This is a genomic window from Singulisphaera photorubra, assembly GCF_045290345.1.
Taxonomy (GTDB): domain Bacteria; phylum Planctomycetota; class Planctomycetia; order Isosphaerales; family Isosphaeraceae; genus Singulisphaera.
This window is the reverse complement of the sequence record NZ_CP155447.1, coordinates 5,874,894-5,891,984: the sequence shown is the minus strand read 5'-3', so window position 1 is coordinate 5,891,984 and position 17,091 is coordinate 5,874,894. Positions and strand designations below refer to the sequence as shown.

Annotated in this window: 10 protein-coding genes; 5 read left to right on the top strand and 5 right to left on the bottom strand. The window is 61.0% G+C overall.

The features are described from left to right. The first annotated feature begins 975 nt into the window (after positions 1-975). Positions 976-2,049 carry a DUF1559 domain-containing protein gene (locus tag V5E97_RS22215; RefSeq protein ID WP_406693723.1) on the top strand — a complete coding sequence of 358 codons (1,074 nt, stop codon included), beginning with the start codon at positions 976-978 and terminating at the stop codon, positions 2,047-2,049. A 111-nt stretch (positions 2,050-2,160) separates the two neighbouring features. Beyond that, positions 2,161-2,388 carry a hypothetical protein gene (locus V5E97_RS22210; RefSeq protein ID WP_406693722.1) on the top strand — a complete coding sequence of 76 codons (228 nt, stop codon included), beginning with the start codon at positions 2,161-2,163 and terminating at the stop codon, positions 2,386-2,388. A gap of 145 nt (positions 2,389-2,533) precedes the next feature. Here the strand turns inward: V5E97_RS22210 and V5E97_RS22205 are convergent, their stop codons facing one another. Both V5E97_RS22205 and V5E97_RS22200 read right to left on the bottom strand, forming a co-directional pair. After that, a complete protein-coding gene (locus V5E97_RS22205) occupies positions 2,534-4,015 on the bottom strand; it encodes an APC family permease (RefSeq protein ID WP_406693721.1) in 1,482 nt (493 codons plus the stop codon). An 83-nt stretch (positions 4,016-4,098) separates the two neighbouring features. Then, positions 4,099-6,450, bottom strand: a complete 2,352-nt coding sequence (locus V5E97_RS22200; RefSeq protein ID WP_406693720.1) for a M28 family metallopeptidase — start codon at positions 6,448-6,450, stop codon at positions 4,099-4,101. Between the two features lie 400 nt (positions 6,451-6,850). On the opposite strand from V5E97_RS22200, the gene V5E97_RS22195 reads away from it, so the two are divergent. Continuing rightward, positions 6,851-7,372 (top strand): hypothetical protein, encoded by a 522-nt coding sequence (locus V5E97_RS22195; RefSeq protein ID WP_406693719.1) that lies wholly within the window; start codon positions 6,851-6,853, stop codon positions 7,370-7,372. A 146-nt stretch (positions 7,373-7,518) separates the two neighbouring features. Here V5E97_RS22195 and V5E97_RS22190 read toward each other — a convergent pair whose 3' ends face one another. The 3 genes from V5E97_RS22190 to V5E97_RS22180 form a co-directional block, all read right to left on the bottom strand. Then, complete coding sequence (locus V5E97_RS22190; RefSeq protein ID WP_406693718.1) at positions 7,519-9,705, bottom strand: site-2 protease family protein; 2,187 nt, start codon at positions 9,703-9,705, stop codon at positions 7,519-7,521. A 129-nt stretch (positions 9,706-9,834) separates the two neighbouring features. Further along, positions 9,835-10,761: an efflux RND transporter periplasmic adaptor subunit gene (locus V5E97_RS22185; protein ID WP_406693717.1), complete on the bottom strand. Its 927-nt coding sequence runs from the start codon at positions 10,759-10,761 to the stop codon at positions 9,835-9,837. 144 nt (positions 10,762-10,905) lie between these two features. Further along, positions 10,906-12,975 (bottom strand): efflux RND transporter periplasmic adaptor subunit, encoded by a 2,070-nt coding sequence (locus V5E97_RS22180; RefSeq protein WP_406693716.1) that lies wholly within the window; start codon positions 12,973-12,975, stop codon positions 10,906-10,908. 541 nt (positions 12,976-13,516) lie between these two features. Here V5E97_RS22180 and V5E97_RS22175 point away from each other — a divergent pair. Beyond that, positions 13,517-14,056 (top strand): RNA polymerase sigma factor, encoded by a 540-nt coding sequence (locus tag V5E97_RS22175; RefSeq protein ID WP_406693714.1) that lies wholly within the window; start codon positions 13,517-13,519, stop codon positions 14,054-14,056. Positions 14,057-14,067: 11 nt separating this feature from the next. Then, complete coding sequence (locus V5E97_RS22170) at positions 14,068-16,689, top strand: YfbK domain-containing protein (RefSeq protein ID WP_406693713.1); 2,622 nt, start codon at positions 14,068-14,070, stop codon at positions 16,687-16,689. Positions 16,690-17,091 lie beyond the last annotated feature (402 nt).

Sequence of the window (17,091 nt, the reverse complement as noted above, 5' to 3'; positions counted from 1 at the left end):
ATCGCCGCCTACTACGAGAACCCTTCCCGTCGTAATCTCTTTCAGAATTTCAATGCGTACCTGGATGTGTCCGCTCCAGCACGTGAGAAAAGTAATGTCCGCGGAAGCGGGAGTTCCGTGGCAGGGAACAAGTTTCCCAAGTAGGCCTGATCGTCCCGAACTGCATTCAGTTATGCGATCGCGCGTTTATTGAACTGGGGTGCATCTCGAGGTGCAAAGTTGCCCAACGGGTTGCACTTCAGCCAACCATCGTCGGATGAGTGTCTCCTGGGTAGACGTCATCTTGGGCGGCCATCTGGAGGACGGTCGGGCGAGCAGGCGCTCGGCCCCTGGCTGCCGATGGGCGGCGACCCACCGTCACACCGCTCCGAATCGGCGTCGAAGAACTCGGCTCCTTCTTCGGTCAAGGATCCTTCCAGGACGCGTGGAACGGTCGTGTGGAATTGCGACTTTTACAACATGACATGTCGAGTAGACTCTCGTCCCACTCCGTCAATCCGTCTCGCATGGCGTGATGATATCTTGATGCTGAATGTAAGTTGAGATTGCGGAAAGTGTAAGGATTTCGTGTTGCGAAATATCGCGATCGTGCAATCTCTCTATTAGAGAGTTGTTATTGGACATTCACTCTTAGACCACAAAAGCAACAACATGTGGGCATAGTAAAACGCAGGAGTGGTCATGCCCGAGGTTGGGGACTTGCGTCTTGTCGATCGCGGGATCCCCAGCCCTTTGAGCGTCAACCACTCTGGAGGAGCGTGCGCTCGTCGCGAGGTGACGTTGCGCTGGTGAAAAGGACTTTGGAGTGGGTTTTGAGGCGATTGGAGGGCCTGTTTAACTCCCAATTCGATCCCTTCAATGTTTTGATTATGCCGAAGTTTGCACGTCGATCGTTCGGAGGTGGGCTGCATCATTCGTCACTCATTTCTGCGGCAGAAGGAAGACGTCACTCGCCACATCAGAGAGGACCTCTCCATGCGCATGCGTAGGAAGATCAATCGTGGTTTCACGTTGATCGAACTCCTGGTCGTCATTGCGATCATTGCCGTACTCATCGCGATGCTGTTTCCCGCCATCCAGGCCGCTCGGGAGGCCGCCCGTCGGATCCAGTGCGTCAACAACCTCAAGCAACTTGGCTTGGCCCTACACAACTACCACTCCACCAACAATTCGTTCTGCCTCCTTGCAACGAGCGCGTGCAGTTGTGTAATCCCCACTCAATACCACGTCGACTGGGGGCCTGGACCTCTGGTTTTCTTGTTGGGCTCCATGGAAGCCACGCCGCAGTACAACGCTTTTAATTTTCAGTGTTCCTGCGTGATCCAGGGCTGCACCAGCGCCGCGGCGAACACCACGGTCATCCTCGGCAAGCCTGGCACCTTTAACTGCCCTTCGGACGCCTATTCCCGTGTGTTTCCCAACGGCGCCAATTATGCCGCGAGCATCGGGCCGCAGTTCCGGGACGACGCGAACCCCTACTTGGGAGTGGGCCTCGGGATGTTCGCAAAGAACCAGGCCTATGGCATTCGGGATTGCCTGGATGGCACAAGCAGCACGATCCTGATGAGCGAGATGCGGATTGGCGACAACAGCCCCGCCACGATGAACGGTGCGGAGTTCTACTCAGGCGTATCATGGCCTGACGGCAAGGGGAACGGCTACGGTTCGGGACTCACTCAGACCTTTCCCTACGCGGCCATTAACCCGGTCGGCAATTCGTATTTGTCACAGTTCATTGCGAAATGCAATTCCCGGCGTGTTGCGCACTCCAACGAGTTCAACGACGCCCTGAATTACTGGGTCAGCAACCGGTCGCACTACGGGACAACCTTCAGCACGGTCCTCACACCGAATTCCCCGAATACGGACTGTGCCTTGTATCAGGGAGGGGGCGGCCTGTTGTGCGCCCGGAGTTGCCATTCCGGTGGAGTCAACACGTTATTAGGCGACGGGAGTGTCAGGTTTATCACGAATCGCATCAATCAGTTCGCCTGGTTCTCACTCGGCAGCAAGTCAGGAGGCGAAATCGTCAGGGATGAGAATTATTGATCGGCTGGGCGTGATCGACGTAATCGCCATCCTTGAGAGAATTCCGATTTTCAAGTTGAGGTTGAGTCGAGCCTACACGCTCTCATAACTTTGCGAAAAGGAAGCGGGATAATGAGAATGTGCCACCTGGTTCGCGGCCTGTACGTGTGGGTGCCCGCCGGCATATTGTCCCTCGGCCTGACGGGCTGTGACTCGAGTCCGAAATGGAATCCGGTGTCGGTTGGCGTGACGAACCCTGATGTGGCGAACCCGCTCTATGGCGTCACCCTCGAGAACGAGGCTCAGAACCTAGACCGGATCAAGGCCGGCGATGGGATCAACGTGAGGAAAAAGCGGTGATCCCCACGAATCGCGGCAGGGGAAAAGGGGAACGAAGGTGGCGATGATCGTCAGGGCTGAAGTCCCTGATCAACGAAAGGAGGGGGCCGGCACCAGCCAGCCCCCTCGCTACTTTTGGCTTCGGTTTCCCCGGCTCAGCCCCGAGTTAGGGTTCGTCGACGACGACCTTGGACCCGTTGCGGGAGAAGACCCAGTAGGCGGGTAGACCGAGGATGACGATCAGGAGCCCTGCCATCGATTCGGCGGGCGTCGAACGCAGCATGTCGCCCATGAGAAAGAGTGAGGCCATGAGGAAGAGCAGGGGGGTGAACGGATACCCCCAGGCGCGGTAGGGGCGGGGCATGTCGGGCCGCTTCTTGCGTAGGACGAACACGCTACCGATCGCCAGCATGTTGAACATGTTGGCGCCAAAGATCACGTAGGTATAGAGGAGCTTGTAGAGTGGCGTCTTGTTCAGCTTGGCCCACGCGGCGACCACCAGATCGGGGAGACCGCTGTCAGGGCCGGGGGCGGGCGCGACGATCAAGGCGGTCCCGATGACGGTGAGCAGAATCGCCCATGTTCCCTGCGCCATGATGGCGTTGGAAGGCGTTTGAAACCGCGGATGAATCCGGCAGATCCGCATCGGGAAGAGGCCGTCGCGGGCCATTGCGAAGTAGGCCCGGGGACCGGTCAGAGCATTGCCGTTGAGCGAGATGAAGGTTGAGCACATGACCAGGAACGAGATCGCCACGACCCCTTTATTTCCGAGAAGCCGGTAGCAGTAAAGCGCGGCGACGGCTTTGTCTCCCTGCTTGACTTCGGCCAGTGCGGCGATATCGGTGAGGGGCAGGACGAGGTGGTAGGCAAGTGTCATCGCCAGGTAGAGCCCGATCAGGGCGCCCATCCCGAGGACCAGCGCTTTCGGGATGTTGCGGCCCGGGTCACGGACCTCTTCGGCAAGCGAAGTCAGGTTGACCCAGCCGTCGTAGGCCCAGAGTACGCCGACCATAGCGGCCATCATTCCGCCCAGCAGCGAGAGGTTGAGCGAGGAAGGGAAGAGTGGGCTCAGGTTGGCGGTTTCGCCACCGCCGAGTACGAGCGGCAGCGTGATCAGGGTGATCAGGCCGCCGACCTTCAGCGCTGTTCCAGCGACCTGGACCCAGCCACCGATTGCGGTTCCCAGGACATTGATGGTCGTTACGACTGCAATTGCGGCAACGGCGGCCCCGGCTTGCCAGATTTCGCCGCGGATGTTTGCGGGAGGGGGGGCAAGATTCGCGAAGTAGGTGGCGAACGCTGCGGCGAGCGTGGCCATCGAGCCCGTTCTCATGATCAGAAATTCGGTCCAGCCGAACAGGAAGGCCGGCAACGCGCCATAGGCCGCGCGAAGGTAGACGTAGAGCCCCCCCGCGCGGGGAATCATCGCCCCGAGCTCCGCCAGCGTCATCGCGCCCGCCAGGCTGAACATACCGCCGATGATCCAGACCAACACGATTCCCGAGATGTTCGGGACGTCGCGGGCCACTTCCGCGGGAACGATGAAGATACCGGAACCGATCACGGAACCAACGATGACGCAGAGCGCCTGAACCGGGCCAAGCACCCTCGGCAGCTTGGTGAATTCCCTGGTTGTCATCTCACTCATCCGGGAGTTGTCCTTTGGCTCGCAGGAGACTGGCTGGGCAGGAACGAGAGGTGGATTTCGAGGAGGTAAAGGTGCCCCCGCGCTTACGGTTTGGCGGCCGATTCCGCGCTTTTCATGGCCGCCGTCGCGGCGTCGATCCGTTCGACCAGCGCGGAGACCTGTGTGGCGAGCATCTCGGCATTGCTGGTTGCGATCGCCTGGCGTACGCCGGGGAACGGCCAGCAGGCATAGCCGGTGGTGATTCCGGGGGCGAAGACCGAGTGCTTGAACCAGGGGCGATCCGGAAGCCCGTCCTTGAGCAGGAACGCTCGTTCCACCCGGCTCAGCGCGTCGTTGAGTCGCGAGAGTCGCTCGGCCGTCGCGCCTTCGTCAGCCGCGACTTCGGCCGCCTGGTGATCGAGCGACTTCGCCTGGGCCGCAAACCTGGCGATCGACTGGCTGAGCCCGGCCACGCCGCGGAACTGAAATGGAGGCTTGCTCGGATCGGCGCTGGAGATGCGGGCCTTGCGCTCGACCATCCGTCTGAGTTCATCGAGATGTTCGCCGAGCGATTCCGCATAGGGGGTGAACGTCAGCGGGACGACATTGGCCGCCGCCGCCCGCATGACCAGCACCGTGTACAGCCGCGCGGCCATCGTGTGAGTCAGGAACTCGGGATCGCCCTGTGACTCCATCCAATGGAAGTTGTCGTAGACCGAATGATAAACGCCATATCGACCGCCGAATCCGATGTCGATGGCGGGGATTCCGAGGTGGTCGAGAAACGCGGTGTAATCGGAGCCGGAGCCGAGCGGATCCATCTGGGGCGAGAACCGTGGAGCCGCGGAGCCGCCCTGGGGCGAATCCTTCTCTGCCTCCAGCGAGGAAAGGTCGACCGGCACCTGGCTGACCCAACGCGCCCGCCTCTTCTCGACCCAGGTTTTGCGGAGCGATCGACCGGTTCGGACGTCGGTCACAGCGTCGGCGGAGTCGAGCAGGAGGTCGCGGAGTGATGGAACGCCGTCGACATCGAGCTCCGTGCCGGCGACGGCCGAGTCCACGTTGAGCATCAACACGGCCTTTTCATCAAGCGTTTTCTCGTGCTCCTCCGCCCACTCGGTCGAGCCGACCAGGCCATACTCCTCGGCGTCCCAACTAGCATAAACAATCGTTCGCCTTGGCTTCCAGCCGTTCTTGACGGCAGTCCCCAGGGCTCGGCACATCTCGAGCGTCGCGGCCGATCCGCTCGACGGATCGACAGCGCCGTAGACCCAGGCGTCGCGATGGTTGCCGACCAGCACCCAGCGATCGGGTTCAACCTCTCCCTTGAGCTTGGCAATCACGTTCCAGATTGGCCGGACCTTGTAGTTCATCGTGGTCGAGAAGCTCACCTCGGCCGGTCCTGGACCGACGTGGTAGGCGAACGGCAGACCCCCTTGCCATCCAGTCGGGACGTTGTCGCCGGCCAGGGCTTCGAGAATCGGCCGGGCGGCGTCGTAGCTAATCGGTAGCGCCGGGATGCTCGCGAAATAGTCGTCGCGCACCAGGCCGGTTTCCTTCTCCCAGCTCTCGGCGGCGCGGTTCAGATTTGTGTTGAGCGGAAAGCCATTGCGCGGATCGATCGGGAGTCGCTTGGCCCCCTTGATGGACGGCCCGTGCGGCGTCGAGGGGTCTCCCGGCCCGAGCGAGAGGAACTGCACGCTTCCACGCTGAATCGCCGAGCCGGGCCGGAATGGGCCGTCCGGGTAGACGTCTCCCTTGGCATAGCCGTCGTCGGCGGGGTCGGAATAGATCAAGAGTCCCACGGCCCCCCGCTTCTGGGCGTTGCGCACCTTCAAGCCGCGAAAGATCTCGCCGTAACGCGCCAGGACGATCTTGCCCCGGACCTCGATCCCCATCTTTTCAAGGGTCTCAAAGTCTTCCGGCCGAGCATAGTTGGCATAAACGACCTGGGAGTTGGCGGTTCCCGAGACGCCATAACCATGGAAGGCGGGAAACGCTTTCTCACTGACGGAGTCTTTGTCGGCTTTGACGAAGGCCTCGACGACCGGTAGTTTCTGTCGGTTCGGGCGGACGAGCTCGAGACTGGTTCCGATGACGTCGCCATTGCCAAGTCGCGCGTTATCGGGATAGTTGAGCAGGACCTCATATTCGACGATGCTGGCGTCCCAGCCCCATTCTTGCAATTTATCGCGAACGAAGAGGGCCGTCTTGTGGTCGGCAGGGGTCCCCGCGACATGTGGCTCTTCGGTAAGCGTACGGAGCCAGGTGCGAGCATGGGCGGGAGTGGGGATGGCCAGTGCACGCGCCTCGGCCTCGACTTCGATTGCGCGACGAGCGGGGGAAAAACCGAGGGACGGATGGGTTCGATCCTGGTCTTGCCCAAACCCCGCCAAGCCCGAGGCCATGACGATTGCGACGGCGCCCAACACGGCCTGAGTCGTACGTCGCAACATGAAAACCAACCTCCTGAATATTGATGCTTGACAGACATCTGAAGCGAGCCCACACTCAGGGCGTGGTCGGCCGCCGTTTGCTCTGCGAGAATACGCGGACTTGATGCGCGAATCCAGACCCCAGCTTTCAAACCCGACTGACAGTGCGGTTTTGAGACGACACCAATAAAGAGCGTCGCATCCATGCCCGTCGCGCCAAGAGTTTCCACTCGGCTCGCGCTGGCCGCCGTCTCAATTTCGGCGGGATCTCACTTTCTGGTTCCATTTTGTGCTCCCGGCTCGTTCGAACCGTCCACATCGACCTGGGCGACCATTTTCTGGAAACACCGGTGGACCAGCTGGGGCCACGCCTGTTCCTGACGTCGGAGACGATGTTTGGGGTAGAAGGGGGAGTCTCCTCATGGGATTGTCGTTCACCGTCGGTGGAACCCGAGGTACGTTCGAGGAGTCGTTTGCCAACGAAGTGGCCGGAGTTCTGGACCACGCCTTCGGCGCTGAGGGAGATTGGGAGGGGGTCCCTCCTCGTCACTTCGGCGAACTCGCGGAGGCCGGCTGGACCGATCTCCAGATGCGTGCCGTTGAGATCCTTGGTGCGGAATCGGTGAAGAATCTTCTGGCCCTCGGGCAGGATGGTCGGGGAGTCTATCTTCCTGCCAACGTGCAGACGGTCTCGTTGCCACTGTCGGCGGGGGCGGCCTTGCAATGCGCGAGTTTGCCTGGGCTCAGACAAGAATTGGCGGAATTGGCCCAGCGCTGGGATCTGGCGCTCGACGATGAAGCCCTCAAGGAACTTCTGAACGTCTATCGCGATCCTGATGACGGCTGGGTGGCCGATACCCCTGAGATTCGCGCCTTTGCCCGGCTTGCCCTGGCTGCCAATGAGGCCGTGCGTCGCGATTGTCCGCTCTGGCTGGTCGGTTGAGTCCTGTCCCAGGTCTCGTCGGCAACGCTTGATTCGATCGGCAGCCGCCCAAAAGTTACGGCCCACCAGGATCCAAGAATCCTGGTGGGCCGTGCCGATTACAACCAGAGTATGCAAGTTTCGTGCTTGCCATGCACGCTCTTGGCTTAGAGCGTGAAGTGGAAGGTTTTGGTGATGAGCCGCCAGAGCCACCAGCCGAGGGTATGCGTGCCACCGTCGATCTTGGCAAAGCCACGTAAACCAGGCTGGAGGGCGAGGTTGGAGTTATCCAGGGGGATGATAACCTCATAGACGGCGGTCAAGGGCTTGGCCTGGTTCGTCTTCGGATCCTGCTTGGTCGCGATCTCGCCGCCGGCGAGGTGTGAGAGCTCGGGGGAAATCTCCTCGCTGTTCCGGTTGGAGATCTCGCCGACGTGGCTCTTAAAGGTGATCTCGGAGTCGCCATAGACCTTAAGCCAGGCGCGGCGGCCGAGCTTGACGAGGTCGATGTCCCCCTGGTCGAGGATCATGTGGGCTTCGAGGAAGTGGGGGTCCCCCACCTCGCAGAAAGGTTTGCCGGGTCTGAGCCACTGGCCAACGGTTTCGCGATGGGGGACACCCATGACCTGACCATCACGATGCGCGACCAGGGTGAGCTTGCCGAGCTGGTCGACGACTTTCCCGATGACCGGTTCGAGGTCGTTGGCCATCTGCTCGAACTGTTTGGACTGGGCGCGACTGCTCGAGTCGATGCCTCGTCCGTACCAGGTCGCCTTGACGAAGTTGACCCCTTGCTGCTCTTGCAACTGCATCCGTTCGCGGACCTTCTCCGGATTGGAGAGGATGGCGAGTTCATCACCGGCTTTGACCCAATCGCCGTCACGGACCTTCAGTTCAACCAGTCGGCCAGGAACTTCGGCGTAGACTTCCTCGGGCTTGGCTGCCGTCAGGACTAACGTCCCCTGAACCCGCAACGGCGTCGGGATCAGAAGGATTCCGGCGAGGATGGCGATGGCCGCCACCGCGAAGCCGGCCGCTCTTGCCTTTTTCACCTTGCGCATCCTCCCCGGGGTGCGGACGAACTTGATTGCCTGGTATAAAGGCATGCCCACCAGCGGGACCAGCGACCCGATCGCCATGATCGCGCTGATCGAGCCGAGTTTGTACGGTTGCAGGAACTTGTAGAGGAAGAACAGGATGCTGAACGTGACGATCCAGCGGTAGACATAGCTGGTGATTGCGTAGGTGACGAACAGCGACCGCCGCGAGCGCGGCATGTAGCTTTGGACCGGCACTTCCAGGCCGAGCACTTTCTCCTGGAACAGGTAGGTGAAGAACTGGGTGCTCTTGATCCGCAAGTTGGGGATCTCGAGCCAGTCGGCCATCACGTAGTAGCCGTCATACCGGAGCAGCGGATTGGCATTGAACAGGATCGTGTTCACCGAACAGATGAACATGGTCGCCAGGCTGAGGCTATTCAAGAGCCCTTGCTCGGTGTTCCACCAGACGAACGTGGCCAGGCTCGCCAGGAAACACTCGACATAAATGCCAGCCGCCGAGATCCAGATCCGTTTCCACTTGCTGGGCAGGAGCCAGCTATCGGTCACGTCGCAATAGAGGGCCGGGGTGAGGACGAGGAAGAGCATCCCCATCTCGTGGACCTCGCCGCCGAAATGTTTCGCCGTCAGGCCGTGACCGAACTCGTGGATGATCTTGATGATCGCCAGGCTACACCAGAAGTAGAAGATGGTCGACCAGTTGAAGAAGCTCTGGAAGTCAGGCAAACGGGCGCTGAAGGTGGACCACTGGCTGGCCACCAGCGTCAGCGCGGCGAGCATCATGCCCACGCTGAAGGTGATGAAGTAGGGGGTGAAGAGCCAGCGGAAGTAGGGATACATCCCGGTCAGCATCTTTTCCGGGTCGACGACCGGGATCTTGATGTAGAGGATGTTGGCGACGAACTGCCAGATCTTCTTCCACTGGTTCTTGCGCCGGCGACGGATCAGTGCCTTGGCCTGGTCGGGACTATCGATCTGGGCCAGGCCCGCCTCGTGCAACTGGGCGGTGAACCGGGTCAGGTCCTCGATTGAGATCGTCTGGGGGCGATACTTGCGTTCGAAGGCCCGTTTGACGTCCTGGAGGTTGGTCTTGCCGTCGAACTGTTGGAGGAGGAAGTATTCCTCGATTTTGAATCGAAAATACTTCAGGGCAATCGGGTCTTTGATGACGTAGTGCGTCATCCCCTCATAGAACTGGGGCTGGACGATCAGGTCAGGCCGGAGCTTGACCTGGAGGTGCTCGGCGGCCTGCCCCATGGGGGCTGCTGTGGGAACCTGAGAGGGAGCGGAACTCATCGGCCGGCGGCCCTCGACTCGGGTCGGTTGTGGGACTTTCTACGAGCGATCGGCATGGGTTCGACCCGCATCAGTCATCGCTTGAATTCAAGGGATGGTGATGGAGCGATTGAGTTTCTGCGAGGTTGTTCAGCGTTCGAGGCCCACGGTCGGTCTCGAACCCACGGTCGGATTGGCCGCCGCGGCTTCGGTGCCGAGCTGAATGTTCATCACGGCCTTGGCCCCGGGGCGAAGTTCGTGCTCAGGGTTCTCGAACTCGGCATAGATCCGGACCGCCACCTCGGCGATCGGCTGGATCTGCGGGTCGACGAAGGTGATCTTGCCCCGGTAGACCTTCTTCTCGGAGGGGGCTCCGCCGAGCTTTTGCTGCAGCAGAACGATCTGCCCTTCCTTGACCCGGGACGCGTATTCGAGCGGGATGTAGGCCCAGGCGCGAAGCTTATCGAGGTTCCCCAAGCGAACGACGGCCTCGTTGGCCCGCACGCTTTCGCCGGGGTTCTTGATCCGTTCAATGATGATGCCGTCAAACGGCGCGAGGATCGTGTGCTCGTCAAGCGCCTGCTGGGCGAGGGCGAGATCGGCCGTGTCGAGGCTGCGCCGTTCAATGGCCTCGTTCTTCATTTCCGCCGCGACTTGGACCTCGGCTTCAGCCTTGCGCATCTCTTCGAGCGAAACCATATCCGGCTTGCGGGCGTTGAGCCGCTTGCTCGTCGCGACGATCGCGATCGCCAGTTGTTTTTGAGCCTCGGCCTTGGCTTCGGCGGCCTTCCCGTCCACGGCGACCTGGGCCTTTTTGACCGTTAGTTTGGCGATCTCCTTGTGGAGATATCCGATCGGCTTGTCCTTCTGGGCCAGCATGCCGATCTGGAGCTCCATCTTCTCGATCACCCCTTCGCGGAGGGCCGCGACGTCCGACTTTTCGATCCAGTCGATCGTGGCGTCGCTGACGGGCAGGGTATCGGAAGATCGCGGTGCCGGAACCTGGGCAACCGAGGCAATCGAGAGCACAGTGACGAACCCCGCGGCCAGCGCGGCGGCCTTTTTCGGCAAGAGCATGACGAGCCTCCGGGAGAGAATGGGCGTAAAAATCGAGTCGACAGCGGGGGGGGCGATCGACCGCGGATGTGGTCCGACCTCAAAAAATGAGGGAAGGGACGCAAGCCACTCGCGGTCGGTCGTAGACCCCCTCCGTGGAGGGCTTCAACGCAGGAATGGCCAGCGGAAGAGGACGGTCTCGTAGAACACATGGACGACGTCGCGAAGCATGACGTAAGCGAGACGAGCCTTACCGCAATCAATTCGGGCGCGAACTTCGGCACCGGGACGGAGGGCCTGGTTCCGCGAAAGGAAGTCCTTCTGGACCTCCCGGGTGAACCCGACGGTGACTTTGACGACGTGCTTGGTCTCGACGAGTTCGGCCTTCGAGCCGATCCGCAAGACGTAGCCGGGGTAACGGTGCTCAGGGTCGGTGGCCGTGACGAAGTAGGCTTGCAGGCGTGAGCCGACTTGCTTCTTGCCTTGCTTGATCTCTTCTTCGAGCCGACTCTGGGCGTCGAGGACCGGCCCCATATCATCGTCGGGCACTTCGACCTCGAGGACCCAGTCCCCCACGGTGGAGGCGACCGCAACCAACTCCTGGCCAATCTCGACGGGACGACTGAGCAGGTTCTTGCGAACTTCCCAGGAGGTGACAATCCCATCCTGAGGCGATCGAACTTTCATCTCTTCAAGCTGCTCGTTGATGCTTTCGATCTGCTCCTGGGCCGACTTGGACGTGATCTTGGCGGCCGAGTGCTGGGCCTGGATCTGGAATTTCTCGGAATCGGGGGCCGTGACGGCTTTCTGTGCCTGATTGCTGAGGAAGAGAACGTCGCTGTCGGCCTTCTGCTTCTCGGCCATGAGTTCCTTGTGCCGACGTTCGAGCTCTTTGCTCTCGAGCCGGGCCAGGAGGTCCCCCTTGCGGACCGCACTGCCATGCTCGACCGGCACCTCGACTACGATGCCAGAGGTCGGTGCGTAGGTGATTCTTCGCTCTTCGGGCAAGAGCGAGCCCCGACCTTCGATCGTCAACTTCCAGGGGACGAACGTGAGGACGGCGATCAGGCCGACGACCGCCAGCAGGACGCCGATGATTTTGGCCAGGGTTCGCCCGCGGAAGAAGCGCCAGGGGGATCCCATCAGCTTGAGCATCGGCAAGAGGAAGATCTTGTCGTGCTCCTGCGCGTTCCAGAGCGCGGTGGAGGCGTGGCGTGAGACCACCTCGGTCCGGGCGTGCGCATCGGTCGGCGCCATTTCGTCGCCGATCTGCTCGGCGACCAGGCAGCCGAACGGGACCTTTTCCTTGGTTTGATCGGAGTCAGGCTTATGCAGCAGGGTGACGATCACCGCCTTCGACCCCGACTCGTCGACGTAAAGTTCGAGCGCGTCGCGGATATCGGGGGCGAACCCATCGGTGTTGCCCGTATAAACCAGGTCCTCACCCGATCGGATGACAACCTTGCAGAGTCGGGTCAACTCACGGATCAGGTTGGCTCGTTGCTCAACGACCTCCTGGCCGCTGACCGCCTCGACCATGACCCGGCCGCCGATCTTGGCGGCGACGCTGAAGCGGTCGCAGCCCACGAGCCGTTTACCGTCGTTGGCGATCGCGTAAGCGGTCTCTTTCAGGTCGAGCGAGCCGTGGATCTGGTGCGTGAACCCTTCGAGCTGGTTCCAGAGCCGCTGCTGCGACATCATCTGTCGCATCTGGCGGTTCTTGAGGTAGTTGCCCGCCAGGTCGCAGAGGTCGCTGACGAACCGCAACGTGCTTTTCTGGGTGGCCGCGCGCCGGGTCGGATCCATCAGGATCTCGATCAGGCCGACGACCTGCCGGTCGACCATCAACGGGGCGATGATCAGCGAAAACGGAGTGGGGTTGCCGGCATTCGGCTGCCCTTCGATTGTCGCTCCCGGCGGGATGATTTGGGGCTGTGAGGCCTGGATCATGCAACCCAGAAGGGCATCGTGGGGTTGCGTGCGGACCCGGCCGTCAAGGAGTCCCGTGAGACGGAACTCGAGCTGGTGTTGCAGCTTGATGCTGCCTTTTCCATCCAGCAGCCAGAATGCTCCACCCGAGGCCGCAACCGCCGCAACGGCACGGTTGAGGAACTCGACGTAGAACTCGGGCGGTTGCATGTCCGACTCGGCGAGATCGGCGATCTCGGCCACCAGCTTGCGGATCTGGTTCTTTGTCTGCTCAAGCAGACCAGGATCAATCGTTTCTTCCGGCATGGTGGGTCCCGGTTTTGAACGCCAGAGTCCGAATCATCGAGTCGCCAATTGCCGCGCCTGGCTCGACGATACTCAGCCAAATAGGGAATCGTCCGCTCGCGGCGCATGCGGCACACAGGCAACGGGACGGCGAGGGGGGAGACCTTCCTGAGAAATTTTTTCGTCAAGTGGACAACTGGTTCGCCGGCCCGAATCTGTGCCTCTCGGAATACGTTGGATCCTTGGAAATGGCTCATGCGAATCTCAAAAACCAGCCAGGTGAGAACATGAGTCCCCAGTCTTCCCTGTCGTCTTATTTTCTCTAGTTCTCCTGGTCGAGCGGGGCCGGAAGTGCGGCGTGCGTAAGTTCGCTGTCTTCCTTTTGCACCTCTGTGCGATGAAGTTGGGAAGACAATGGGCGCGCATGATTCTGCTTGCCGGAGTTGGTGTGTCCTCATTTCAAGAACATGCCCGCAGGGCTAAAGTGAAATCCCTTTCTAAGAAACCTTGTCGTCGTGCGTCGTCAGGGGTGTACGGAAACCGTTCCAATCCGAGCGAGCCGATGCCTGGCCAGCCAAGTTCCGCAGAGAATGGACCCTGGGTCCGTGCCGCCGTCGCCCGCTTCGAGGCGCCCCTGACGCTCTACGCGACGCGTCTGATGGGGGGGGCCGATGCGGCGCGCGACGTCGTTCAGGAAACGTTCCTCCGCCTGTGTGTCCAGGATCGCGCGGAGATCGAAGCGCGACTCGCCGAGTGGCTCTTCACCGTCTGCCGCAACCGAGCCCTGGACGTCCTGAGGAAGGAGAGTCGGATGACTCGCTTGAGCGACGAGCAGGTTCATCACTGCGTCAGTGCCGACCCAAGTCCCCCAGACGTCGCGGAGCATCGCGAGTCTGCCGCACGGGTCCTCGATCTCGTCGAGACGTTACCTCCTAATCAACGTGAGGTCATCCGTCTCAAGTTTCAAAACGGATTCTCCTACCAGGAGATCAGTCGAATCAGCGGCCATAGCGTGTCCAACGTCGGCTACTTGCTGCACGTCGGTCTGAAGTCCCTCCGCAATCAACTGCTTGACGGCCAGCCGGCCGAAGCCACTTCGTGAAGGAGCCCGTCATGACATTCGATGCCAGTGATCCCCGGCTGACCGCCTACGCGCTGGGCGAACTCGACGGCTCGGATCGGGCGGAAATCGAAGCCCTGATTGCCGAGAGCGCCTTGGCCCGTCAGTTCGTCGACGAAATTCGCGAGACCGGACAGCTTCTCACCACTCAGTTTCGGAGCGAGACCGGTCCCGGCCTCGCGACCGAGCACTACCAGGCGATCGAAGTCGGCCTTCGGCCGAAGCGGACGCTCCGATCGGTCAGCCGTTGGCTCGCGTTAGCCGCCGCGGCCTGCCTCCTCGCGGGCGCCACGATCGCCACTTGGCTCGCCAGCCGCCCGACTGAAGACCGAATCGCGGTGGCGTTGAAGTCCGAGCGTACGCCGGAGGCCTCTCCTCTGAGTTCGCCGGCTCCCGCCGGGTCGTCGAACGCACCGAGACCGGAGGCCGAGTTTGAAGCTTTGAATGAAAGCGCCAGACCGGAAGCGAGTCTCGCCAAACCGGTCGAAAACACTGAGTCACGACCGCGAATCGCGCCCTCGACTCCGATTCGCTCCGCGGGCAACGGCGTTGATCCTCTCTCCGGTCAGAAGCAGGCCGAGCCGCTTCCCGAAGTCTTGTCTCGCCAGAAGGTATTCAAAACGTTGGCACCAGGTGAATCTGGATCAACCACCGTGCTCGCGCAACCCGTCCCCCCCGCGAACCAACCGACGGCGGGAGTGAAGTCGAATGCAGATGTCAAAAATTTCAGCCTCTTTGAATCAGAGGACGCCATCAGTGATCCGACCAATCAGAATGGGGTGAACGGTGTTAAATACGTGGATCGGTTGCAAGACCTCGCTACGGACCAAAACCGTCTGAGCCGCTTCCGTTCCACCAGGGACCTCACGACACGATCGACTGGGGAGATGGCGGGAATTGCGGGCGGTCAGTCGCAGGCTGCCACGCCGAATTTAAGCATGGAAGCCAAACACTTGAACAATCAGCACCCGCAGTCTGGCCCACAGGGGGGGAGCCAGCACCCGCAGAAGTCGCCTGGCGCCTCAAACCAGGCCCAAAGCGGTTCTGAGAGCCGGGCCGGATCCCAGTTATCTGCTGAGCGTGAGCTACTTGAGCAACTGGCACTGCGGGCCGGCCAGGCGTCGGCAGGCCAAACTCAGTTGCCCAAATCAGAATACTTCGGGGTCGCACCGACGAGGCTCGGCGTCGCCGCGCCGGTGAATTTGGAGGTTTACGCTCGGGTGGTGGACAACCCGTTCATCCAGGTGGCTGCCGAGTCCCTTTCCACGTTCTCAATCGACGTGGACACGGCGAGCTACGCGAATGTGCGGCGCTTTCTCGGGCAAGGCGCCATGCCTCCCAAGAACGCGGTCCGGATCGAGGAGCTCCTGAATTATTTTCCTTATGATGACCCGCCGCCGTCCGCCTCGAGCAAGGACCCGTTCTCGGTTCGGGTTGAGGTCGCCGGCTGCCCGTGGAACGCCAAGCATCGGCTCGCCCGGATTGGTATCAAAGGGCGGCCGATCGATCAGGACAAACGACCGCCAAGTAACCTGGTCTTCCTGGCCGACGTCTCCGGATCGATGGATAGCCCCAACAAGCTCCCGCTCTTGCAGTCGTCGCTACAGACCTTGGTGGAGCAACTCGGAGAGAACGACCGGGTGGCGATTGTAGTGTACGCCGGCGCTTCGGGCCTGCACCTGCGTTCGACATCCTGCCTCCACAAGGCAGAAATCCTCTCCTCGATCGCCCAACTCCGGGCGGGTGGTTCGACCAACGGCGGCGCCGGCATCCAGCTCGCTTATGACACGGCCACGGAGAATTTCATTAAGGGAGGGACGAACCGGGTCATCCTCGCCACCGACGGTGACTTCAACGTCGGGATCGTCAACGATGCCCAGTTGACCGAGTTGATCCAGGCGAAAGCAAAGAGCGGCGTCTTCTTGAGTGTGCTCGGTTTCGGCATGGGCAACCTCAAGGATAGCAAGCTCGAAAAGCTTGCCGATAAGGGCAATGGGCACTACGCCTACATCGACGGCCCGAAAGAGGCTGAGAAGGTCCTCGTCCAGGAAATGGGGTCGACCTTGGTGACCATTGCCAAGGACGTCAAGATCCAGGTCGAGTTCAACCCCGACAAGGTCGACGCTTACCGGCTGATCGGCTACGAAGACCGACTCTTGAAGAAGGAAGATTTCAACAACGACCGCAAGGACGCCGGCGAGATCGGCGCGGGGCACCACGTCACGGCCCTCTATGAAATCATCCCCGCGGGGACGGAGAAGCACGGTCCGGTGGTGGATCCGCTCGTGTTTCAGAAGACGGATAAGCCGAAGGAGCCGCGGAATGAACTCCTCCTGCTGAAACTGCGGTACAAGCGTCCCGAGGAAGAGCAGAGCCAGTTGCTCGAAACCTTTGTGACCGATGAGATGACCGAGTACGCGCGGGCCTCCGACGACTTCAAGTTCGCCGGTGCCGTGGCGGGCTTCGGGATGCTACTCCGGGACTCGCCTTACAAGGGAACTCTGACGTACCCAGGGGTGGTCGAGTTGGCCACCTCCGCGTTGGGTAAGGACCCTTCGGGCTACCGGGCCGAGTTCCTCGGCTTGGTCAAGAAAGCCCAGGAACTCTCGCACTAACCAGGCAACTGTGCGGGGGGTGGGCGTCTCGCAAGCGGGGGATCGCCCACCATCTTCCTTCAACCCTTTTTCTTGGAGGATAGGCATCAGCCGCCGCCACCTCGGTGGGACGGCAGACTGATGCCTATCCTCCCACACGTAGACGGTCGCCGCGTCTCATGGGGCAAGACCCACCACGACTTCAGACAAGAGATTTGAAGGGTTAAGGGGGGGACGTCCTTCTCCGGGTGAAACCTGGTGGGCCGTGCCTGCCCTACAAGAGTCGGATCGACTTCTTGCGCGGTCGGGGGAGGGCAGGTGACGACGAGAACGCCTCCTTGGATCGGGGGAGCGTGTAGAATGGAGGGGGCCTCGTTAAAGTTCGCGATGCCCCAAAACTCGTCGTCGTTGCGGAAAGGGAAG

Coding starts and splice junctions, on each gene's coding strand:
- V5E97_RS22215 (WP_406693723.1), top strand. CDS start 976: ATGCGCATGCGTAGGAAGATCAATCGTGGTTTCACGTTGATCGAACTC.
- V5E97_RS22195 (WP_406693719.1), top strand. CDS start 6,851: ATGGGATTGTCGTTCACCGTCGGTGGAACCCGAGGTACGTTCGAGGAG.
- V5E97_RS22175 (WP_406693714.1), top strand. CDS start 13,517: ATGCCTGGCCAGCCAAGTTCCGCAGAGAATGGACCCTGGGTCCGTGCC.
- V5E97_RS22200 (WP_406693720.1), bottom strand. CDS start 6,450: ATGTTGCGACGTACGACTCAGGCCGTGTTGGGCGCCGTCGCAATCGTC.
- V5E97_RS22180 (WP_406693716.1), bottom strand. CDS start 12,975: ATGCCGGAAGAAACGATTGATCCTGGTCTGCTTGAGCAGACAAAGAAC.
- V5E97_RS22185 (WP_406693717.1), bottom strand. CDS start 10,761: ATGCTCTTGCCGAAAAAGGCCGCCGCGCTGGCCGCGGGGTTCGTCACT.
- V5E97_RS22205 (WP_406693721.1), bottom strand. CDS start 4,015: ATGAGTGAGATGACAACCAGGGAATTCACCAAGCTGCCGAGGGTGCTT.
- V5E97_RS22190 (WP_406693718.1), bottom strand. CDS start 9,705: ATGAGTTCCGCTCCCTCTCAGGTTCCCACAGCAGCCCCCATGGGGCAG.
- V5E97_RS22170 (WP_406693713.1), top strand. CDS start 14,068: ATGACATTCGATGCCAGTGATCCCCGGCTGACCGCCTACGCGCTGGGC.
- V5E97_RS22210 (WP_406693722.1), top strand. CDS start 2,161: ATGAGAATGTGCCACCTGGTTCGCGGCCTGTACGTGTGGGTGCCCGCC.